Origin of the sequence: Bacillus sp. CDB3, from assembly GCF_002081505.1 — a bacterium.
GTDB classification, from domain to species: Bacteria; Bacillota; Bacilli; order Bacillales; family Bacillaceae_G; genus Bacillus_A; species Bacillus_A cereus_AT.
Genome location: NZ_ALBR01000126.1, coordinates 15,028 through 35,788 on the forward strand (window position 1 = coordinate 15,028; position 20,761 = coordinate 35,788).

Below are 20,761 nucleotides of genomic sequence, written 5' to 3' on the forward strand. Positions count from 1 at the left end.
TATTAGACTATTTTCTCAATACAATCAATTTGTATATCTGGAGGGTGTTGCAAAACTTATAAATATCCAAAAATGAATGCATAAAAAAATCCGCTTTCCTGAAAGAATGATAGTAACCCACACTATCTCCAGAGAGGACGGATTTACTAGTATGATAACCAAGTTTGATGAAAATCAATCCATTTTACAGGTTTTATTTGCATACGTAGACAGTTTAACTATTGGAGGCGTTCCGCCTGTGACGGGTTGCCCACCCATCTGTAGAAAAGCTTTACTGAAATGTTTTTTCTTGAAAACTGTATTCCAAATTGACTCTTTACGCAAATTAACTCGTTTTTTGCATCAATATCCTTCATTTCGTGTATCTTGTGGTCTTTCTTTTGTTCCTCATATATCTACTTTTTCACGTGTAGGTACTTGGTTTCGCAACGAAGGAATTCCGTTGATTCATAAACAAACTCTTCAAGAAATGAATTCAGGGCTGATTCCGTGTGTTTTAATTGATAGTACAGCCTTACGGAGTAGTTTATACGATTCCCAAGCAAAATGGGGAAAGTCTACTCGTTATGGTTGGTATAAGGGCTATAAAGCCCATGTCTGTGCTACACCAGAAGGTGTTGTATTGTTGTCCTATACATTTACAACAGCAAACGTACATGATAGCAAGATGGCTCCTGTATTACTTCAAGATATACAAGATCGAAATGTCCTGTTTTCCGTGGCAGATGCGGCTTATGATAGTCAGCACATTTATGAAGTTGAACGAACATGTGACATCTTTGCCATAAATCCAATCAACCCTCGAAATGGTGAAAAAATTAAGAATACACATCGTCGTGTATTGTCTCATTTTATACAAACTATCTTTGGAAAACAGTTGATGAAAGAGCGTGGGAAAATTGAACAACAGTTTAGTACATTAAAAGATAAAGGGCTGGAACAGCCTTGTTGGTATGGTCAAAATCGCTATCTACTACATGTTCAGCTAGTTTTTCTGATTCATAACATTGCATGTTTATTTTAGTTTTGCAACACCCTCAATTAGATGTAGCAAATATTAATTTTGGGTTTGCAATGGACATATTTTATATCGTGTTAACTATCATATCTGAAATTTGGTAGCATATACTAAAACAGACACCGAGAGAAATTTATGTAAACCGGACGCTTTCAGAGAGAAGGCGTCCTTTTATTTTCCTTGCTACTTCACATACACATAGGCTTCATTTGCAGTAACATAATATGTTTTACCTTTGGCTATTGTGTACTTTGAACTGCGGAGATTTACCATGACATTCTTATTACTCTACATTACATGGACATATTTTGACACGTGTTTGATTGCTTGTAAATACGTTAGTTCCACAAGAAATGGCTTGTGCTTTGTTATAAATCCATCCACTTGTATTTGGTACTACTTGTACTTGAAATTGAATGACTTTCGTTGTATGGGCGGGAAAAGGATTTATCGTAATACCTGTAGTAGGATTTGCCCCTGTTTGAGGAACTCCATCTACCTTTACACTATTGGGAACAAACGTAGTTTTAGGATCAATCGGGTCCAATACTTCTATTTGATTTAAATCATCTGGACCTTCATTTGTAATAGATATAGTGTACGTAATGTGACGGTCACATTGAATAGCACCTACGTCTGCCTCTTTTGTCACAGTTAAGGTAGCTTGAATAACATGAGTTGATACTTGGTTTGAAACAGTTGTTGCAGAATTATCTGCACTGACACTAGCCTGATTTACAATTGGATTTAGAGGATTATCTCCAATTCGGACCTGAAATGTGACCGTTACAGATTGCTGAGGGGCAATATCTCCAATTGGTACTCCATCATTCGGATTGCCAGAAGATGGTGCCCCATTTATTATTACACTCCCCGGAATAAAAGTGGTTCCAGTTGGAATCGTATCTTTAAAAATAGAATTCATTGCAGTTAGAACTGTTCCCCAGTTCCTGACTGTTACTGTATACGTCAAGACATCTCCTGTACAAGCTTTTGCTAAATCTACTTTTTTGTTATTTCCAATGTCTAATAAATTTAGGGGCGCTGCCACACATCTTGCTCCATCATTAAAAAATGCTGGTGCGCTCTGAGAAAATACAACTCCAGTTGCAGCATCTGTCGGAGTTCCACTAAAAGTAATACGATAAACAACTCCATTAGAATTGTGTATTGCATATAAAGCTCCATCTGGATCAAAAAATACTGCGCCATACTGGTCTGAACCTGGAGCAGGCGGTAATCCTGTTGTTGGTAAAGCAGTCACTGCACCAGTAAGAGGATCTACTTTAATAACTTGACCATTATTCTGAACACCATATAACTGATTATCTATAGGGTTAAATCCCCAATCTTTTGCATCAGTTGTAGAACTTAACGAATGGGATTCTACCTGTAAATACGTTGGAGAACCCTGATTTACATCTATCGAATAATAGCTAGTACTTGGATTTTCAGAAAACAGATAATAATGTCCGTCTTTATCTACATCTCCAACAAAAAAGGGACCGGAAGGTAAACCAGGAACTGATACTGCTGTTGTAGTTAAATCTGGATTAATTTGTACCACTGTCTGACGATTATTATCGTAGCCCCAGAAAACATTATCCTTAGGGTTAAAACCTATCGCATTATAATTGTTACTCGCAGGTGTTATAGACCCTAATCTTGTCGCTTCTCCCGTTACAAGATTAATTTGATACATGACTCCTTCTGCAGCTTGATATCCATATGGGGAACAGGGCCATTCTTCTGCTGCCGCTTGGATAATCTCTAATTGAAAATGTTGTACTTTATTCTTGTCTTCCATGAATTTTTTCTCCTCCTTATTGGATTATGCTCAAGGCGTAGATTCAATGGATATACACCCGTTCCAATAAATAATAAATCATTAAATCGGAATATATTAATTTTTTATAGACAGATTAACAGCCGCCTTCCACCTTAAACGTACCCTCAAATACACCCGTACAATATTGATTTTGACAAGGCGTTGTTACACAATTACATTGGCCCGTAACAGACGTTACTTGTTTTACAGCAATAGAAAGATCTGAATCTGGCTGAATCGTATAAGAGTGCGTACCCGTTGCATCTGTAACTGTTATTACCATATTACAATGCAAGCCCGTATTTGTTATCGTAATTGTTCCATTATACGCTGGTGAGGTTCCTGCAGAAAAAATAGGAAATGTACTGCCATCACATGCCTGTTTAATTGGTTCACAAATATATTCTGTGTGACATTTTGGTTGATTGATTAGATCTGTAACCTTTTTTAATTTTGCATCTAAAAACATTTCTGCTTTCATTACAGAATCTACCATGTCTTGAATACTTTTATTGATATTGAGTAAATCTTGAATGCTAGGACCTGGTCCTGTTCTCCCCGGTAAAGTTCCTAAAACATATTGTAGCTTCTCTCCCTCGGCATTTAGAATATGTGATAGTCCAAGTTCTTCTAATGCAATAGAAGATAATAATAAATTGAGCGCATCATCACGATCTACACTAATATTAGGAGTAATATTAGGTATATTGGCTTGAGACATACTTTTCTCCCCCAACTTCCATATATTTTTTGGCTCTATACACCATATTCATGACTTGATCAACTTGTGAAATAATAGTTCGAAATTCGTCGAATTACTAAGTGAATGATTGCTGGTTCTGTTGCAAAGTTTAAAAATGATCAAAAATCTCGAATTCAACATACATCACCTTGTATATTTATACATTTTATTCTTCCTATTTGTATTTTAATTCTATATTTTTAGGGTAGCGTAAAATTTTGCACCAGAACCGCTTTTTTCAAATGCCTGGATTCATGATATTCAAATTGTTTTATCCACATGCGAACCATTTCGCGATTCGCTCCCAATGATTTTGCAATATCTTTTATACTCTCACTTCCGTCTTGGTAACGTATTACTGCATTCATATTTTCTTCTGAAGTAAATTTAGTCATAAAAAACTGCCCCTCCTGTTTTTCGACGTACAGTGAATTTCAAAAATTATTTATGGTTGCATAATATTTAGTGACAAATTTCTCATTTTATTTGATGTTAAGAAACTTTGCAACAAAACCAGTTGATCGGCATGTATGATGCCCCATTATAGCAAGGCCCGCCATGATTCTCTAAAGATAGGCTATATATTTAGGGAATCGTGATGAACATTGAATAATTACAAACAAGCAATAGGTTAATATGTTTTAATTGTGTAAAAAATACATAACTATAAACGTTAATATTGAATCCATCTAATACTAATTATCAAGTGGTTAAAATTAAAATTCATCTTCCATAATTAGATTTCCAGCATCATTATCTTTCGTCAATCTCTGCTTCAGATAATTTTCTTTCGTAGTCCGATCGTTTTTATGACCAACTGCAGCTGCGATGACATGAGGTGGTAATCCTTTGTAATCATACAAGTACTGAACATAAAAATGTCTAAAGAAGTGGGGCGTAATTCGTATATTTTCTGTAAATGGTAACTGAGTAGCCTTAATGATTTTCGAAATATATTGTGACAAGTAATTCTCTCTATAAGCAGTAAAGTTCTTCGTTTGAAATACCGTTCCACCATTTTTATTCCCAATATCTATAGGTAACCTTCTTCGAATTCGAAATACGGCAATACGATTAAAAATCTCCTTATTAATAGAAACAATCCGCTCATCATCACCTTTTGTATTCACTGTTAAATAATAACGTCCACGTATAGCGTCATACTCAAAATCTTCCCACATTGCATGTGCCACCTCTGCAACGCGTAATCCTGTAGTAGCTAGGAATGATAATAAAGCGTAATTGATTTCGTTATCCTTATAGAAGTGGAGTAGCTGCTTTACTTCCTCGTATGATAACTCGCGCTTTGGTTTATGTTGTTTATTCAACGTTGTGCTTAAAATCTCCACATGAAGAGGTTCCTGAATATATTGGATTTCATATAACCATTTCAAATAGGATCGGATCACGCCAAACTTCCGACTAATCGTAGATGCTTTGTATTTTTCTTTTGATTGATAGGAAACAGCCTTTTGTGATAACCATTTTTGATAGTTACGAATATGACGTTTTCTTAAATTCCTCCAGACTTGGCTAACTTTATAATCTGTAACATCTTGCTGCAGAAATGCTGTACTTTGTTTGATAAAGAAGTAAAACTGGCTTAAATCACGAGCGTATAAAGTTCTAGATGCATCTTTGATACGTTTTTCGTGGTCAAAATGTGTTTGTCGGTTCAAGTAGTAGTACAGTATTTCTTCATCTGAAAATCCCTCGTATGTATATGTATCTTCTCTTTCATTATTTTCCTTTTTAAATTCAGCTTCATCTATATAATCACGATTCCATACTGCAAGTATGTTTATTAGATCTTGTTTTTGTTTCTTTATATTTTCTAAAGAAGTTTCATTATGGATCGTATTCAATTCAAATTTCATGATTCTACAACTCCTTATTAATTCTCTTTGTATCTATTAGTATAACTAAATTACATTCAAAATTATTTATATAGTAAGATTAAATTTTTTAAAAATGAAATTGTAAAACAACTATAGAAAACTTTCCATTTTCTATGTTTATTCTGTTATTTCTTTTATAAATTTTTCATATTAATATTTCAAAATTATACATAACAATTTAATTAAAAAAGATAAATGAATTGTTATATATTTTCTAAAAAGAATTTCACATTATATATGATATAATAAATTTAAATTATACATTTTATTGAATTGAAATACGATTAAATAAATGTGTAAATCGAATATAAATTAAATAAAAAGGAGAAAAATATGAATGAGAATCAACAAATCCTTTTGAATACAAATGAAGTGAAAGAGTATTTAAGGGTTAGTACTTTCGTTGTAAACAATCTGATGAAACAGAAGACATTAGTTCCAATCAATAAGGATACATGGCGATTAGATGGAAGTTTCCTTTTCAAAAGAGAAGATGTGGAAGGGATTAAAAAGGAAAGAGAAACGGAAGGGATTACTCTGTACCAAGCTAGTAAAAAATATGATGTAAGTACCTATCAATTAGAAAAATGGTTAGAAAACGGGGGGGCCGTTGCAAAGTTAGAAAAAATATAAAGAGGGCTATAAATTTGGGATAGAATTTAAGCAATCGCTACTAATTTTTGTAGTTCTTTGTACGAAGAAAAGACGGAATCTGATTCAAGACTTCGTCTCTGTTTATATAGGGCCTGAATCGTTTCAATCCCTTTTATGGTACGAGAAGCGTGTCGGATACTTTGAAATCCAGACGATTTCGCAAATCGACGTTTGACATGTCGATGATCTTGTTCAATCAGATTATTGCGCTGTTTGATGGTACATTGTTTTGTATGTGTATAAAAATCGTCTTTCTGTAATTTTTTGAACGCACAAAGCAAGCGCTTTATCTGTTGTGAGAACCGATGGTTCTCCAAAATGCTTGACCAATCTTTTCATAAAAGCATACGCAGCCTGATGATCACGAGTTTTTCGAAGTTGAAAGTCCAATGTATGACCATCACTATCAATGGCACGATATAAATAACACCATTTTCCTTTAACTTTGATATAAGTCTCATCTAAATGCCAAACATGGTGTGCAACTTTGTTTTTCTTTTTCCAAATTTGATAGATCAAATTTCCATATTCATGAACCCAGCGCATAATGGTTGTAGGGTGAACAGAAACTTCTCGTTCTTTCAGGATCTCAGATACATCGCGATAACTTAAAGAAAAACGGCAATAGTAGCCGACGGGCTACCAAAATAATATCTTTTTTGAATTGTTTTCCTTTAAAATATCCCATGTATCATTCTCCTCATCTCATTTTCCCTACAGTTTAGCTCCACTCGAAAAACTTTGCAACAGAACCCTACATATCATTGTGTTTCCTATTGAGAAATGTAAAAATAGAATGCGATGGACCTTGTAGGAGTTGAACCTACGACCGGACGGTTATGAGCCGTCTGCTCTAACCAACTGAGCTAAAGGTCCATGAACATGCAAGTTAAGAAAATAATCCTTGTACATATTGTATCGCATTTTAGTACGCATTACTATCACGAATAAAAAAGAAAAACACCCTTACGAGTACTTTTCTTTGAATTGATCACCACTTTAATTTTCATAACATCTTTTCTTACAAGAGGGTGTTGCAAAACTAAAATAAACATGCAATGTTATGAATCAGAAAAACTAGCTGAACATGTAGTAGATAGCGATTTTGACCATACCAACGAGGCTGTTCCAGCCCTTTATCTTTTAATGTACTAAACTGTTGTTCAATTTTCCCACGCTCTTTCATCAACTGTTTTCCAAAGGTGGTTTGTATAAAATGAGACAATACACGACGATGTGTATTCTTAATTTTTTCACCATTCCGAGGGTTGATTGGATTTATGGCAAAGATGTCACGTGTTCGTGCAATTTCATAAATGTGCTGACTATCATAAACCTCATCTGCCACAGAAAGCAGGACATTTCGATCTTGTATACCTTGAAGTAATACAGGAGCTATTTTGCTATCATGTACGTTCGCTGTTGTAAATGTATAGGACAACAATACAACACCTTCTGGTGTAGCACAGACATGAGCTTTATAGCCCTTATACCAACCATAACGAGTAGACTTCCCCATTTTGCTTGGGAATCGTATAAACTACTCCGTAAGGCTGTACTATCAATTAAAACACACGGAATCAGCCCTAAATTCATTTCTTGAAGAGCTTGTTTATGAATCAACGGAATTCCTTCGTTGCGAAACCAAGTACCTACACGTGAAAAAGTAGATATATGAGGAACAAAAGAAAGACCACAAGATACACGAAATGAAGGATATTGATGCAAAAAACGAGTTAATTTGCGTAAAGAGTCAATTTGGAATACAGTTTTCAAAAAAAACATTTCAGTAAAGCTTTTCTACAGATAGGTGGGCAACCCGTCACAGGCGGAACGCCTCCAATAGTTAAACTGTCTACGTATGCAAATAAAACCTGTAAAATGGATTGATTTTCATCAAACTTGGTTATCATACTAGTAAATCCGTCCTCTCTGGAGATAGTGTGGGTTACTATCATTCTTTCAGGAAAGCGGATTTTTTTATGCATTCATTTTTGGATATTTATAAGTTTTGCAACACCCTCCTTTGAATAAAATATAGAATGGCAATTGAAACTTATAACATTATAATTATCATTATTAAAGTTTATAATGTTATAAGTTTATCACCCCATTTTCAAGAGATCGTAAACGATTAACGAACTGCGAAAACCACAGCTAAAAAAGTGGGTTTTTACCTAGTGATGTTATATTATGTATGTTTTTAAAAAATGTTCACTTTTCTTCAGTTGAAACAAATACTTCTTATACTCTTCAAACTTCAATTTGTCTCAAGGCACCCTAATGATAAAAAAGCCACATGTTATTAAATTTTTTTTACAGTAGCGAAAGAACTATGAACTCAAGTTGATTAAGACTAACTACGAAAGAACTTTTGAATACTCAATAAATCCAGATCGTTGATTTAGTATGTGATAGATAATTTTAATGACTTTATGTGCAATGGCAATAAGTGCTTCTTTTTACCTCTTCTCTTCGTGCAGCAAGAGACCAATACTTTCCTGATAACCATGTATGACGCGTTCTCGAGATGGCCCATGCTACTTCACAAAGCATAGATTGAATGTGTGGGTTTCCTTTGGTTGTTCGAGTGCTTTTTTTACCCGCACTTTCATGATTCTCAGGAGATCATCCTGCCCAAGAGGCAAGATGATGAGCAGAAGGAAACTGATCCATTTCTACACCGATTTCGGCAATACTACATGCCACAGAGTGTTTTTTGACACCTGGAATGGTTAAAAGAAGCTCTACTTGTTCTTGATAAGGTAAAAGAATTTCATCAATTTTATCTTCAAGCTGTTGAATTGATGATTCCAGGATTGACGAATCAGAAAAATTTGGTGTGGATTGATTGTACCAAATAAAGAGTCTGTAATCTGAGATGCCTTAGGCATCATTCTAACGTGAATATGTCCTTCAACTTCATTTTGATTTACATAGCCTTGTTCAACGAGACGAGTGAGCAATTTCCGTCCGGATACGCCGAATACATCTGAAATAACAGCACCTAGCTTAATATTCGAACAATCTAACGTTTTTTGAATACGATTTTTTTCAACCGTCATATTTCCAATCATTTTTTTACGTAGGCGCGTTAAATCACGGAGTTCCCAAATATCAACCGGAGGAACAAAGCTTTTTTCAATGAGTCCATATCGACGAAGTTTCGCAATCCATTCTGCATCGGCTACATCGGTTTTCCGTCCAGGAACATTTTTAATTCGTTGCGCATTTGCCAGGGTAATCTCGAAATAATCTTCTAGAATGTTGAAAACCTGTTTCCAATAGATCCCGGTGCTTTCCATCGCAAGATGGGTGATGTCTAGTTCTTCGAACCATTGAAGCATTTCATATAAGTTCTTCGTCATTGTAGGAAAAGTACGAATTTCTTTGATAAGTTCTTCATCTGATGAACCAATGTAAGTAGAAACAACAATTTCTTTTTGATGAATATCAAGTCCAGCACAGTGAGAATGTAATGTTTCCAAAATATAAACCTCCTAATTAGATGTGAGACGGATGAAAGAAATAATTGGAAATTCAACATTTTTCTGTCCGTGATCAGAACATTTCTGTCAACAGAGGGATGTGCACCGAATTATTTCTTACAGTTTCCTTTGCGGGGTTAGCCCACTATAAAACAGTACGTACTAAACATCACCCATCTATGTAACCCGTATAAAAAGTTTATAAAAAAATAGTCACACCCTTTTCATGTGGGGGTGTGACTGTAAGTCATAATGGTTTCCTTTAAAACATCCCATGTATCACTTTCCTCATCTCATTTTTCCTACAGTTTAGCTCCACTCGAAAAACTTTGCAACAGAACCAAATTACTTGTTAAATAACCCCTTAAAAATCGATTTGTTTTGTTCTTTTCTCTTCTGTTCCACAGTTTCTTTTAATCGATCATCAAACGATTTTATGTTTCTGTTAATCTTATTTAAGATTTCTTCTTGTCTCACAGTTTCTTTTAATCGATCATCAAACGATTTTATGTTTCTGTTAATCTTATTTAAGATTTCTCCCTGTTCCGTTTGCTTCTCGACCTTTTCAGCCTTTTCTTTTACTTCTTCCAGCAGATTTTTCAGCTTCTCATTTTCCGTTGTCTTATCTTCTAATTGTTTCTTAATTAATTCCGATTTCAACAACAATTGATCGCTTTTACCCGTTATTACTTTTTCCATTTTATCTAATTTCAGCTGTAGCAATTTACTTAATCTTTTATTCTCTTCACGTTGTTCGATTAATTCATTTTTTACATCTTGTAATTCTGTCATGATTGGTTGAATCGTATTTGCTGCAACATCCATCATAGCTTCTTGCATCATCCATTTAAACTTTTCTTCATCACGCATTACAGAACGCCCTATTTCGGTACTTTCCTGTTCATGAACGATTGGTGTTTGCGATTCGCTCTCTTCTGTTTTAAAGCTACTTACAACCGTTTTCGAAGCGCTCTCCATACTCATGCCAGCATCTAATAATTTTTTCAATTCCCTAAACGCTTTGTAATCCCGTTCATAATACACACGTTTATTGGTTTCTGTACGTTCGAACTCATAACCTCGATCCTCTAGCTCCATACTCCATCGGCGGAGCGTATATGGACTAATATTCAAGTCGTTCGCCACTGTTTTTGCATAATATCCGAATTCGTTCATTATCGTTCACCTCTCTTAATATTTCTATGTAATTCCCTATTCTACCTCTATGACAAATAACGGTTCTGGTGCAAATAATGAACAAAAATTACAAAGGGCAGAGATTCCGCATGGAATCAGCGTTTAAACAGTTACTCCAAACAACTGCTGAATACATATATTCTGATTTTGGACAGACTGCTCCCTTAATTTGATTTGGCCTTTTTTGATCATATGCATGACTTCTATTCCGGCAATCATTGTTCTAGCTGTTTGCAGTGATTTCAATCCAAGCATATTCCGGATTCGTTTTTTTGATAAACCGATGGTCTTGTTCAATGATATTATTTGAATATTTTTTCAAACGAAGTGGCGTACAGCAGGATATACACTTTTCCTCTTTTAATTTCCGTATTGCAACCGGATAAACTCTATCACCATCTGCAGTAATTGTACGAGATTTTGCCGCATGACAAGAAACCAAGGCTTTCTTTAGAAAGCGCTGGGCGGCCTTTGCATTTCGTCTCTGACTTAAGTAAAAATCAATTGTGTTTCCTTCGGAATCAATCGCACGATATAAATACATATTCTTTCCTTTGATTTTAAGGTATGCTTCATCCACTCTCCAAGAATCATTCGTTGGTTTCAAATGTTTTCGAATACGCTCATTTAATTCTAGCTCATATTGATGAACCCAACGCCTGATTGTTGTAGGTTGTACGGGAACGCCTCGTTCTTTAAATTATCTCATGTATCATGCTCCTCAGTTTATTTTTTTAAAGTTTAGCTGAGTTTAGAAATCTTTGCAACAGAACCGTATGTAGGTATCACGCATAGTTAACAAAATTAGCTGATCCCCCCTAGATGTGCCCGGTATAAAAATCGGAATTATAAGAATTTTTTCAATCTTGTAAGTCTAGCTAGTCTAATCAAACTGATATATGCTTGTTGCGAAATATATATTTATATTTGGAGAGATTCGGGTGAATACCATTAAAAAATGGGCAATAATAATTGTTCCATGCACAAGAGAAAGTAGAGAAATACAACCGGGTATAGAGTATACAGCAATGAATATTTCCAGAATGTATAAATATATCGGAACGGAACATTTGGATATATTAAATATTTTTCAAGAAAATAACATGGTATATCTAAAATTAGTACCCAAAGGGACAATAGCTGGCCCAGGGCCGGTAGTGTTACCAGAGCAGATCCGCTCCCTATATTTAAAAGATCCAAGGTGTTTGATTGGATTGGATATTCAGAATTATATGCGATTTACAGATGCACCGGGTATACAAGAATTAAGATTTGACTTTTATGATAACGATAAATAGTATCAAGGAACTGCTACAATCACACATTGGTTACCGTAATGCCTCATTTGCTCTTGTATCTATTATTGACTGCACCTAATAGTTAACTAGCTGCACAGTTTATCAAGTATATATATTTCTCAACCTACCCTTTATAGGAATCACCACTTTTTTTTTATATAATAAATCCGTTCTTTCATCACAAAAAATAAGGGGGGAGTTTTTCATGAAGTCATTCAAAACCATAACGGGTCTTTTAATAGCGGGGGTGATTGGGGGAAGTAGCTTAGGGGTGGTACCGCTCCATACCAGTGCAGCTTCTATAACAGATCAACAGAGCTACACCAAATCTCTAACAAATGACTTGAGTTCCAATCTATTAGGATCTGTTCAACCACAATCGAGCATGATGAAATGGAATCTGACGGTATCATCAGATATGTTAGGGATAGCTGGGAAAGTAAATGATTTACTGAAGAGAACTACATTTCAAAATATAATCAGAGAAATTACTGATGAGACTTTTACTTTTGCAAATAATCGCTATAATGTGATGGTATTTACTACCGATTCTCAATATCGTCATCATTTTGAAGGGATTAAATTTCATGCCAATCTAAATTACTTTGGTACGACTTACGATGTGTATGTATTTGAACAAGGGACTTTTGATAAATACAATCAGGTAGAAATAAAACCTTGGGCGTGGGCTTATAAAGGATGGGTACAAAATAGTAACACAGGGTCTAATATTCAATTTTACTTCCCTAAAATGGGGGCATAAATTGATATAGCATTAAACAAAACTGAAAGGAGATATATTATGTGTACGTATAACAAAGTCATATGCGGAGTACTGGGAATTGCATTAGCATTAGGAGCTGGAGTATCTGTTCCCCATTCTGTGAAGGCAGAAACAAACCTTCCGTATAAAAAGGAACTGAAACGTCCTATTATCATCACACAAAAAAACTACGGTGAACATATTCACATACCTATGGGACAGTTCTTTTCCGTTGCCCTCGCTGAAAATCCATCGACTGGATATCGCTGGACAACAACGAATGTAAATCCTCTACTTCCTTTAGTTGGGGAACATTTTTACTCAAGTGAAGTAGAGGACGTGGCAGTGGGAAAACCAGGAATTCACACATTCCAGTTTAAAGCTACCGAACCTGGTGTCATTAAACTTCAATTGAAACAATGGCGCTCATGGGAAGGAGATTCTTCTATTCGCGACACTTTTTATGTGTGGTTACATATAAGATGCACCTGAGTAATCATCTTATAAGAAAGTAATACAACGTTTCTAAACAAACCATGCTAAAAAAGAGCATGGTTTGTTTGATATTACGGGTTCTGTTGCAAAGTTTTTCGAGTGGAGCTAAACTGTAGGAAAAATGAGATGAGGAGAATGGCACATGGGATATTTTAAAGGAAAACAATTTAAAAAAGATATTATTTTGGTAGCCGCTGGCTACTACTGTCGTTTTTCTTTAAGTTATCGTGATGTCTCTGAAATCCTGAAAGAACGAGGAGTTTCCGTTCCCCCTACAACCATTATGCGTTGGGTCCATGAATATGGAAATATAATCTATCAAATTTGGAAAAAGAAAAACAAAGTTGCACACATGAAAGTGAAAGGAAAATGGTGTTATTTATATCGTGTAATTGATAAAGACGGATACACATTGGATATTCCACTTCGTAAAAAGCGCAATCCCCAGGCTGCTTATGCTTTTATGAAGAGACTCGTAAAAACATTTGGAGAACCAATGGTTCTCATAACAGATAAAGCCCCAGCTTTACTTTGCGCATGTAATAAATTAAAAGAACAAGGTTTTTATAAACGTACCATTCATTGTACAAGTAAGCATTTGAACAATCTTATCGAACAAGATCATAGACATATCAAACGACGTTTTTCCAAGTCCGCAGGATTTCAAAATATTCGCCATGCTTCACGTACCTTGAAAGGAATCGAAACGATTCATGCTCTATATAAACGAAACCGAAGTTTGTGACCAAACTTCGGTTTTTCAACGTACAAGGAATTACACAAATTATTAGTTATTTCCTAAATGTTCACCCTCATGTATCAATACCTGTTTCTACTTTTTTAAACTTTGCAACAGAACCCATGCATGTAAAATAAAAAATAGAGGGTTCCCTACATATAAGAACAGCTCGATTCAGATTATATGAATGATTATTTTAATCTAGATAGGATTAAGCATCTCTTGTTACACAACAAACAGAAGACTCTTTTGAATAAGCTTCTGTTTGTTATGCTAAAATGAATAATAAACAAAATCTATATTGGTTGGCATAAGAGTTTGTAAAAACCATACTTGTTCATGATAGATGGACTAGCAACCCAGCACATGATGGTTGTCGGGTGAACTGAGATTCCACGTTCTTTTAAAATTTCAGAGACATCACGATAACTTAAAGAAAAACAACAGTAGTAGCCAGCGGCTACCAAAATAATATCTTTTTTAAATTGTTTTCCTTTAAAATATTTTACTTGTGATTCCCCTTACTTCTTTTTTCTAGAGTGTAGCCTCATTTAAAAAACTTTGCAACAAAACCTGCAAAAAACTCTACAAGGTACATCCATTATTTTGTCACAAGAAGCGAAGACCCATACTATTTTTGGATATATAATCCAATTTTTAGAGTTAGAAAGGTATAATTAGGTAAAATAAGCAAAAAATAAAAAAAGAAAGTAGGTGCTCACTTTGAAAAAACAGGTATGATTCGAAGAATAGATGACTTAGGAAGAGCCGTACTACCTAAAAAAATACGAAGAACGTTAGATTTAGTACCGAATACCAGTGTAGAGATGTTTGTGCATGATGGGAATGTACATGTACGGAAACAAGAAAGAACTTGTTTTGTGATAGGAAACATATCTGAAAATCACATGGAATTTTATGATGGACACTTGATTTTAAGTCGCGAAGGGGCTAAAAATTTGATGAAAACACTGGAAAGATGGGTACTGGAATAAAAAAGTAAGCCACCTTCTTTACATGCAATCGTATACATAAAAGAAGTGGCTTAAAAAATAAAAAAGGTCTATTCAAAAATCAAGTAAACCAGAACTCCAATAGATCATGATTCGGGAGGTCTTTACATGGAAAATGAAATAACAGTAAGTATTGGAGAGTACGTTCAATTTCCTTATCGTAAGAATCCATCTTTACAATTAACTGGATATGTAGTTAGTGTTTTAATGAATACAATTGTTGTAGATGTTTCTGAAATAATGGGAATTGAAGAAAGCGAGATAGATGATGTTAGGCAGGTAATAAAACATGGTGGTTACAATAAGATTGCAGGTTCTGTTGCAAAGTTTAAAAACGCTCAAAAATCATGAATGTCCTATACATCATCTTGTATATTTTATACGATTTATTCTTCCTATTTGTATTTTAATTCTATATTTTTAGGGTAGCGTAAAACTTTGCACCAGAATCCTTGGATTAAAGAACTAATTTTCATGTGTGGCAAGATTCTAAACAACCTCTATATGCATGCTATGACTGTAAAAAACACACAAGAAAATAAGCCACGTGTTCAAAATTTTTTTGACAGTAGCGAAATACATATAAAATTGAGCCAATCTTTAAGCGAGAACTTTTGAGTACTCAATAAATCCAGATCGTTGATCTAGTATGTGATAAATGATTTTAATTGTTTTATGTGCAATGGCAACGAGTGTTTTCTTTTTACCTCTTCGTGCCGCAAGGGACCAATACTTTCCTGATAACCATGTGTGCCGTGTTCTCGAAATAGCCCCAGCAACTTCACAAAGCGTGGATTGAATGGGTGGGTTTCCTTTGGTTGTTCGAGTGCTTTTTTTCACCCGTACTTTCATGATTCCCAGGAGATAATCCTGCCCAAGAGGCAAGATGATGAGCAGAAGGAAACTGATCCATTTCTACACCGATTTCGGCAATAATACATGCCACAGAGTGTTTTTTGACACCTGGAATGGTTAAAAGAAGTTCTACTTGTGCTTGATAAGGTAAAAGAATTTCATCAATTTTATCTTCAAGCTGTTGAATTGATGATTCCAGAAATAAGATATGATTCCAGGATTGACGAATCAGAAAAATTTGGTGTGGATTGATTGTACCAAATAAAGAGTCTGTAATCTGAGATGCCTTAGGCATCATTCTAACGTGAATATGTTCTTCAACTTCATTTGGATTTACATAGCCTTGTTCAACGAGACGAGTGAGCAATTTCTGTCCGGATACGCCAAATACATCTGAAATAACAGAACCTAGCTTAATATTCGAACACTCTAACGTTTTTTGAATACGATTTTTTTCAGCGGTCATATTTCCAATCATTTTTTTACGTAGGCGCGTTAAATCACGGAGTTCCCGAATATCAACCGGAGGAACAAAGCTTTTTTCAATGAGTCCCTATCGAAGAAGTTTCGCAATCCATTCTGCATCGGCTACATCGGTTTTCCGTCCAGGAACATTTTTAATTCGTTGCGCATTTGCCAGGGTAATCTCGAAATAATCTTCTAGAATGTTGAAAACCTGTTTCCAATAGATCCCGGTGCTTTCCATCGCAAGATGGGTGATGTTTAATTCTTCGTCATTGTAGGAAAAGTACGAATTTCTTTGATAAGTTCTTCATCTGATGAACCAATGTAAGTACAAACAACAATTTCTTTTTGATGAATATCAAGTCCAACACAGTGAGAATGTAATGTTTCCAAAATATAAACCTCCTAATTAGATGTGAAACAAATGAAAGAAATAATTGGAAATTCAACATTTTTCTGTCCGTGATCAGAACATTTCTGTCAACAAAGGGGTGTGCACCGAATTATTTCTTACAGTTTCCTTTGCGGGGTTAGCCCACCATAAAACAGTACGTACTAAACATCACCCATCTATGTAACCAGTATAGAAAGTTTATAAAAAAAATAGTCACACCCTTTTCATGTGGGGGGTGACTGTAAGGTCATAATTGTTTCCTTTAAAATATCCCATGTACCATTCTCCTCATCTCATTTTTCCTACAGTTTAGCTCCACTCGAAAAGCGAGTACTCTGTCACCAGTACTCGTTTTTTTTACATAATAAAAGAAAAAAATGTATATTCAACCAAAATCAGAATATAGTATATATCCAGTTCCTAGTGTAATTCTTTGTATATATGTGTTGGAGAGGCGATTTTATTCGTCTCTTTTTTATTTCATTCGTTTTTATTGGTATAAAAAACCAAATGGTAGCGAATAGTAAGAATGGAAGAAGAACAGATGATAGTATTTGCGCATAGAAACCCTTTTGGAATGACACTACCTTCTGATATTTGTTCTTCCTCCACTCAATAATCTTATTTCTTACCGAAGGGTGAAAAATGCATACTGCAAATTTATCACCAAAATTATCTACCTCGCATTGCACTTGCATTTTTCCCCTTTAAAATTAATAACATAATACGGTATGTGATATTTTAATATCCGTACACAATAAAAGAGCAACCGATTGTTCCAAATCTGAAACGGGTAAATTCATACGCTTTATCTGGATTTATATCAATCAACTTTCATCTAATAAATCCTGAATGATTTTATTCATTCCACTTCTTCCGGCCCCTATCATTTGTTTAAGTGTTACATTCTCATTCAATATCTCTTCAAGTTCTATATCTAATTGCTCGAATGTAATTTCATCTATACACATCTCAAGTTCTTCTTTACCCAATGCTGCCATAAATGTAGTAATAATCATTGCCTTCTCAAGCTTAGTTAGTTCCATCTTCTCTCTCCTTATCTTTCTCCAAATAAAAAACACCCAAATGGATGTTTAATAATTTATATTCACCTTTTTGGTATATAAAACCAAAAAGGTGAATAGTGAGAGTGGCTGAAGAGTACACAAAATACTTTGTACTTGAATAACCCCCATTTATGCAATATAATAGTATGTTTGTGCTTCATCCTATCGGTCATGTTATTTCTCCATGAAGGGTGAAGAATGTACTTTGCAATGTATACTTAAAGCTATCTACCTTAACATTTACAGTCATTCTTCATTCCTTCACTCATTTTATAGAAAACCCAAAGGAGTATATGATGCAATTTTCACATTATACACTTGCCCTCTTCATTCTTATTATACTCACATGGATATGGCTCGCTTACCAATAAAACAAAAAAGCAACCATACATCAGTTGCCCTTTCCTCAATTCTTTATGGTATTACTATAATCGATATTTTCAAGAGTTAACATGAACTGAAGTTAACTTAACTTTTTGTTAACCTAAGTTTTGAGCATATTCAATCATACGCCTTATTTGTGCATGTTTATTATAGATATAACGTGGACTGTATTCTAACTCCTCAGCAATCCTTTCTAATGTCATGCCCTCCACATACTTGCCATACATCATAATCTTGTGTTCCAAACCGTGGACTGTACGAATTACCTTTTTGAAAGCAAACATGTCATTCATCTTATGAGCCAAATCATGTTCACGTACAGCAATACGATCTTCCATTTTTGCTCCTTCTGATTCAGCAGTTAAACGTACTTCTTGTAAGTCACCATACACCCAGCACTTTAATTCTTTTTTACTTCTAGCTAAATCACTTTCCAAATAGATAATTTCATCTTCTAACTTATGATAGTCTTTTAACCAATCTAGCATTGTGTATGCCACCTCACTTATTTTAGGATGCCAGTTTGTACAAATAGATTTCTCCATGCTGTTTTTACACGATCTTTTTCAAATGATTTACCTCTACGAACAATCGCCTTCTTCATTTTCCGTTTTTTATGTTTTTTATGCTTTTTCATCGTTTCCCCCCTTTAGTTTCACCTCAAAATCGATGAGTCATTTTATACAGTGTTATTACGCGTTTTTAGACGTTCTAACGTCCACAAGACTTATCCCATTCAGAAAAGATTTAAACGTTAAATCCCCTTCCTATATACAGTCATTTTTTATAAGGAATTAATTTTTGACTAAATTACATATCGTTTGTTCCTTTTAACACCCACATTCACCTCTATATATTCGAGACCATCATTTGTTTCACCAAACGCCACTACTTCACCTATTATTTTTGAAATTTCATTTGATACTGTTCTAAATGGAAATAGTAACGTTTCACCTTCAACCACATTCGCTCTCCCCATATTAGGTTTGTATTTTTTCATATCCATTCTCCTTTTCATTCAAATAACGATTTTGTTCAGATTTAATTAAAATTAGTCTTAACTATTTTTGGTATTTTCAACCATTTCAATTCTATTCATGTATAAGATAATTGTGCTTATACATACTATAAACAACGGTATCAACACTCACTCAATTTATTATGTTGCAACCTCTTTTTGGCGGTTAGCTTTTGCTATCCGTCTCTTTTTTGGTTCAATTAACCTTTTCTTGAAAATGAGCATATACTATTGAGATTGTAGGTATACACTGGTTCGAGAGCTCTTTACTGTGGGGCTCTATCTTTTTTTATAAATGTAACCATGTAATATACATCACTAAAATACTAATTAAATAAATTACTTCGTCACTTACTTCTGTACAAAATTCAAATTTGGTCTTAATATCCACGGTTCTGGTATGGATTAAATGACCTAGAACACCTCATCAGAAGCTCCAGATTATCCTTAGAGGATGTCAATGCATTTCATCACGGAAGTCGTAAAACGTCAGATTTGAAGCAAATACGCAATATAGGCGTAGATTTAGATTTTTATAAGATTGGACTTACGAAAGAGCAAGTAAAAGAAGAGATACAGAGATTAGTTGCAAAAGGAGCAATCCCTTGTCCGAATTTAATATTGCATGGCCGAGGGGCACAGTTGATTTACAGTATTTCTGGAGGATCAGCACCCAAAATGGGGTACATGGCTCAATACATAACAAATAATCTGATCAAAACGTTACTGCATGTAGGAGCAGATGGAGCGTGTTCTGATTTATCTCGTGTATTTCGATTGCCATATTCCGTCCATAGTAAGACAGGGAAACAAATCACGGTAGACATTTGGACAAAACGAGAATATCAGCTGATGGAACTCTATGAATATGCGCCACCAATGGAGAAGAAGCGTCCTACGAAGCGCAAAGGTATCATACAGACGTTACCAGCGCAAAAAGGAGTCATGACTCTCTACAGTTTAAATACAGCTCATAAAGCGGATTTAGAGAAGATTGTGGAGATGTGAAAAGGTGAGATCGATCATAGACATGATATGCATCTACGCGTTCACAACGGCTTTAATTGTGAAACAGCAAGTAGCAACCGTGTAAATGACATTACAGTTCAATGATAGATTTACAGAGACACAGAAAGCAAGAGAAGTAGAACGGACAGCAAAAGATGCGTACAAAGATGCGATTACATTTTTCGATGCCTATGTTAAAAATAATTGCGAGATGAAGGAGCTACCAAGAAACCTGATCAAGCCAATGAAGAATACAACTGTACTGGACAAGCTGAATTTAAACCTTACACAAGATGAAAAAGAACACCTGGGCACTTTATTAGATAAAGGTGAAGTTAAGCGAAGAAACGCGCTAAGGAAGCGTGTAAAACGTGGGTCTGTTACTCGCGAAGAGTATTTAGAACAGTCAACAGAACAAACAGATACGCAGTTAGATT

General features: G+C 34.9%; 17 protein-coding genes, 1 tRNA gene and 9 pseudogenes. 10 read left to right on the forward strand and 17 right to left on the reverse strand.

The annotated features are described in order from the left end of the window. Positions 1-151: 151 nt before the first annotated feature. A complete protein-coding gene (locus tag CDB3_RS30135; RefSeq protein ID WP_128857007.1) occupies positions 152-1,024 on the forward strand; it encodes a transposase in 873 nt (290 codons plus the stop codon). A gap of 177 nt (positions 1,025-1,201) precedes the next feature. On the opposite strand, the pseudogene CDB3_RS33210 reads toward CDB3_RS30135, so the two are convergent. The 5 genes and pseudogenes from CDB3_RS33210 to CDB3_RS30155 form a co-directional block, all read right to left on the reverse strand. Continuing rightward, positions 1,202-1,283: pseudogene (locus tag CDB3_RS33210) on the reverse strand (N-acetylmuramoyl-L-alanine amidase); the annotation flags it as partial. Between the two features lie 18 nt (positions 1,284-1,301). After that, entirely contained in the window at positions 1,302-2,825 is a 1,524-nt protein-coding gene (locus tag CDB3_RS30140; protein ID WP_128857008.1) for a DUF6923 family protein, read from the reverse strand. 115 nt (positions 2,826-2,940) lie between these two features. Beyond that, a complete protein-coding gene (locus CDB3_RS32805) occupies positions 2,941-3,567 on the reverse strand; it encodes an alpha-helical endospore appendage domain-containing protein (RefSeq protein ID WP_256869985.1) in 627 nt (208 codons plus the stop codon). 221 nt (positions 3,568-3,788) lie between these two features. Next, positions 3,789-3,983 carry a transposase gene (locus CDB3_RS30150; RefSeq protein WP_128857009.1) on the reverse strand — a complete coding sequence of 65 codons (195 nt, stop codon included), beginning with the start codon at positions 3,981-3,983 and terminating at the stop codon, positions 3,789-3,791. A gap of 321 nt (positions 3,984-4,304) precedes the next feature. Then, a complete protein-coding gene (locus tag CDB3_RS30155; protein WP_128857010.1) occupies positions 4,305-5,465 on the reverse strand; it encodes a tyrosine-type recombinase/integrase in 1,161 nt (386 codons plus the stop codon). A gap of 354 nt (positions 5,466-5,819) precedes the next feature. Here CDB3_RS30155 and CDB3_RS30160 point away from each other — a divergent pair. Beyond that, positions 5,820-6,113 (forward strand): annotated as a pseudogene (locus tag CDB3_RS30160) (DNA-binding protein); the annotation flags it as partial. 32 nt (positions 6,114-6,145) lie between these two features. Here CDB3_RS30160 and CDB3_RS30165 read toward each other — a convergent pair. The 6 genes and pseudogenes from CDB3_RS30165 to CDB3_RS30190 all read right to left on the reverse strand — a co-directional run. After that, positions 6,146-6,828 (reverse strand): annotated as a pseudogene (locus tag CDB3_RS30165) (IS6 family transposase). A gap of 114 nt (positions 6,829-6,942) precedes the next feature. Further along, a tRNA-Ile gene (locus CDB3_RS30170) sits at positions 6,943-7,016 on the reverse strand. A 166-nt stretch (positions 7,017-7,182) separates the two neighbouring features. Beyond that, positions 7,183-8,053: pseudogene (locus CDB3_RS30175) on the reverse strand (transposase). A gap of 447 nt (positions 8,054-8,500) precedes the next feature. Further along, positions 8,501-9,628 (reverse strand): annotated as a pseudogene (locus tag CDB3_RS30180) (IS110 family RNA-guided transposase). 345 nt (positions 9,629-9,973) lie between these two features. Beyond that, the gene (locus CDB3_RS30185) at positions 9,974-10,804 is read right to left on the reverse strand and encodes a MerR family transcriptional regulator (RefSeq protein WP_128857011.1); all 831 of its coding nucleotides are present in this window, start codon (positions 10,802-10,804) and stop codon (positions 9,974-9,976) included. Between the two features lie 123 nt (positions 10,805-10,927). Further along, positions 10,928-11,522, reverse strand: a pseudogene (locus CDB3_RS30190) (IS6 family transposase); the annotation flags it as partial. Positions 11,523-11,766: 244 nt separating this feature from the next. Between CDB3_RS30190 and CDB3_RS30195 the strand changes: the two are divergent. The 4 genes from CDB3_RS30195 (at position 11,767) to CDB3_RS30210 (ending at position 14,126) form a co-directional block, all read left to right on the forward strand. After that, positions 11,767-12,123 (forward strand): hypothetical protein, encoded by a 357-nt coding sequence (locus CDB3_RS30195; RefSeq protein WP_128857012.1) that lies wholly within the window; start codon positions 11,767-11,769, stop codon positions 12,121-12,123. A 205-nt stretch (positions 12,124-12,328) separates the two neighbouring features. Then, positions 12,329-12,886, forward strand: a complete 558-nt coding sequence (locus tag CDB3_RS30200; protein WP_128857013.1) for a hypothetical protein — start codon at positions 12,329-12,331, stop codon at positions 12,884-12,886. A gap of 39 nt (positions 12,887-12,925) precedes the next feature. After that, the gene (locus tag CDB3_RS30205) at positions 12,926-13,378 is read left to right on the forward strand and encodes a protease inhibitor I42 family protein (protein ID WP_128857014.1); all 453 of its coding nucleotides are present in this window, start codon (positions 12,926-12,928) and stop codon (positions 13,376-13,378) included. A 145-nt stretch (positions 13,379-13,523) separates the two neighbouring features. Beyond that, complete coding sequence (locus tag CDB3_RS30210; RefSeq protein WP_128857015.1) at positions 13,524-14,126, forward strand: IS6 family transposase; 603 nt, start codon at positions 13,524-13,526, stop codon at positions 14,124-14,126. A 350-nt stretch (positions 14,127-14,476) separates the two neighbouring features. Here CDB3_RS30210 and CDB3_RS32810 read toward each other — a convergent pair. Continuing rightward, a pseudogene (locus CDB3_RS32810) lies at positions 14,477-14,593 on the reverse strand (IS6 family transposase); the annotation flags it as partial. A gap of 264 nt (positions 14,594-14,857) precedes the next feature. On the opposite strand from CDB3_RS32810, the gene CDB3_RS30220 reads away from it, so the two are divergent. Together CDB3_RS30220 and CDB3_RS30225 are read left to right on the forward strand one after the other, a co-directional pair. After that, entirely contained in the window at positions 14,858-15,115 is a 258-nt protein-coding gene (locus CDB3_RS30220; RefSeq protein WP_128857016.1) for an AbrB/MazE/SpoVT family DNA-binding domain-containing protein, read from the forward strand. Positions 15,116-15,241: 126 nt separating this feature from the next. Next, the gene (locus tag CDB3_RS30225) at positions 15,242-15,484 is read left to right on the forward strand and encodes a DUF2187 domain-containing protein (RefSeq protein WP_128857017.1); all 243 of its coding nucleotides are present in this window, start codon (positions 15,242-15,244) and stop codon (positions 15,482-15,484) included. A 249-nt stretch (positions 15,485-15,733) separates the two neighbouring features. Here CDB3_RS30225 and CDB3_RS30230 read toward each other — a convergent pair. The 5 genes and pseudogenes from CDB3_RS30230 to CDB3_RS30250 all read right to left on the reverse strand — a co-directional run bounded on the left by CDB3_RS30230 (position 15,734) and on the right by CDB3_RS30250 (position 19,298). After that, a pseudogene (locus tag CDB3_RS30230) lies at positions 15,734-16,846 on the reverse strand (IS110 family RNA-guided transposase). A gap of 828 nt (positions 16,847-17,674) precedes the next feature. After that, positions 17,675-17,893: a hypothetical protein gene (locus tag CDB3_RS30235; protein WP_128857018.1), complete on the reverse strand. Its 219-nt coding sequence runs from the start codon at positions 17,891-17,893 to the stop codon at positions 17,675-17,677. Between the two features lie 500 nt (positions 17,894-18,393). Continuing rightward, positions 18,394-18,786, reverse strand: a complete 393-nt coding sequence (locus tag CDB3_RS30240) for a hypothetical protein (protein WP_128857019.1) — start codon at positions 18,784-18,786, stop codon at positions 18,394-18,396. A gap of 17 nt (positions 18,787-18,803) precedes the next feature. Then, positions 18,804-18,935, reverse strand: coding sequence for a DUF3983 domain-containing protein (locus CDB3_RS30245; RefSeq protein ID WP_128857020.1), 132 nt, complete (start codon positions 18,933-18,935; stop codon positions 18,804-18,806). 168 nt (positions 18,936-19,103) lie between these two features. Further along, on the reverse strand, positions 19,104-19,298 hold the full coding sequence (locus tag CDB3_RS30250; RefSeq protein ID WP_256869986.1) for a hypothetical protein: 195 nt from the start codon (positions 19,296-19,298) through the stop codon (positions 19,104-19,106). 513 nt (positions 19,299-19,811) lie between these two features. Between CDB3_RS30250 and CDB3_RS33020 the strand changes: the two genes are divergently transcribed. Both CDB3_RS33020 and CDB3_RS33025 read left to right on the forward strand, forming a co-directional pair. Next, the gene (locus CDB3_RS33020) at positions 19,812-20,324 is read left to right on the forward strand and encodes a hypothetical protein (RefSeq protein ID WP_306295579.1); all 513 of its coding nucleotides are present in this window, start codon (positions 19,812-19,814) and stop codon (positions 20,322-20,324) included. Between the two features lie 85 nt (positions 20,325-20,409). Next, positions 20,410-20,761: pseudogene (locus tag CDB3_RS33025) on the forward strand (AsnC family protein); the annotation flags it as partial.

Coding starts and splice junctions, on each gene's coding strand:
- CDB3_RS30135 (WP_128857007.1), top strand. CDS start 152: ATGATAACCAAGTTTGATGAAAATCAATCCATTTTACAGGTTTTATTT.
- CDB3_RS30140 (WP_128857008.1), bottom strand. CDS start 2,825: ATGGAAGACAAGAATAAAGTACAACATTTTCAATTAGAGATTATCCAA.
- CDB3_RS32805 (WP_256869985.1), bottom strand. CDS start 3,567: ATGTCTCAAGCCAATATACCTAATATTACTCCTAATATTAGTGTAGAT.
- CDB3_RS30150 (WP_128857009.1), bottom strand. CDS start 3,983: ATGACTAAATTTACTTCAGAAGAAAATATGAATGCAGTAATACGTTAC.
- CDB3_RS30155 (WP_128857010.1), bottom strand. CDS start 5,465: ATGAAATTTGAATTGAATACGATCCATAATGAAACTTCTTTAGAAAAT.
- CDB3_RS30185 (WP_128857011.1), bottom strand. CDS start 10,804: ATGAACGAATTCGGATATTATGCAAAAACAGTGGCGAACGACTTGAAT.
- CDB3_RS30200 (WP_128857013.1), top strand. CDS start 12,329: ATGAAGTCATTCAAAACCATAACGGGTCTTTTAATAGCGGGGGTGATT.
- CDB3_RS30205 (WP_128857014.1), top strand. CDS start 12,926: ATGTGTACGTATAACAAAGTCATATGCGGAGTACTGGGAATTGCATTA.
- CDB3_RS30210 (WP_128857015.1), top strand. CDS start 13,524: ATGGGATATTTTAAAGGAAAACAATTTAAAAAAGATATTATTTTGGTA.
- CDB3_RS30220 (WP_128857016.1), top strand. CDS start 14,858: ATGATTCGAAGAATAGATGACTTAGGAAGAGCCGTACTACCTAAAAAA.
- CDB3_RS30225 (WP_128857017.1), top strand. CDS start 15,242: ATGGAAAATGAAATAACAGTAAGTATTGGAGAGTACGTTCAATTTCCT.
- CDB3_RS30235 (WP_128857018.1), bottom strand. CDS start 17,893: ATGGAACTAACTAAGCTTGAGAAGGCAATGATTATTACTACATTTATG.
- CDB3_RS30240 (WP_128857019.1), bottom strand. CDS start 18,786: ATGCTAGATTGGTTAAAAGACTATCATAAGTTAGAAGATGAAATTATC.
- CDB3_RS30245 (WP_128857020.1), bottom strand. CDS start 18,935: ATGAAAAAGCATAAAAAACATAAAAAACGGAAAATGAAGAAGGCGATT.
- CDB3_RS30250 (WP_256869986.1), bottom strand. CDS start 19,298: ATGAAAAAATACAAACCTAATATGGGGAGAGCGAATGTGGTTGAAGGT.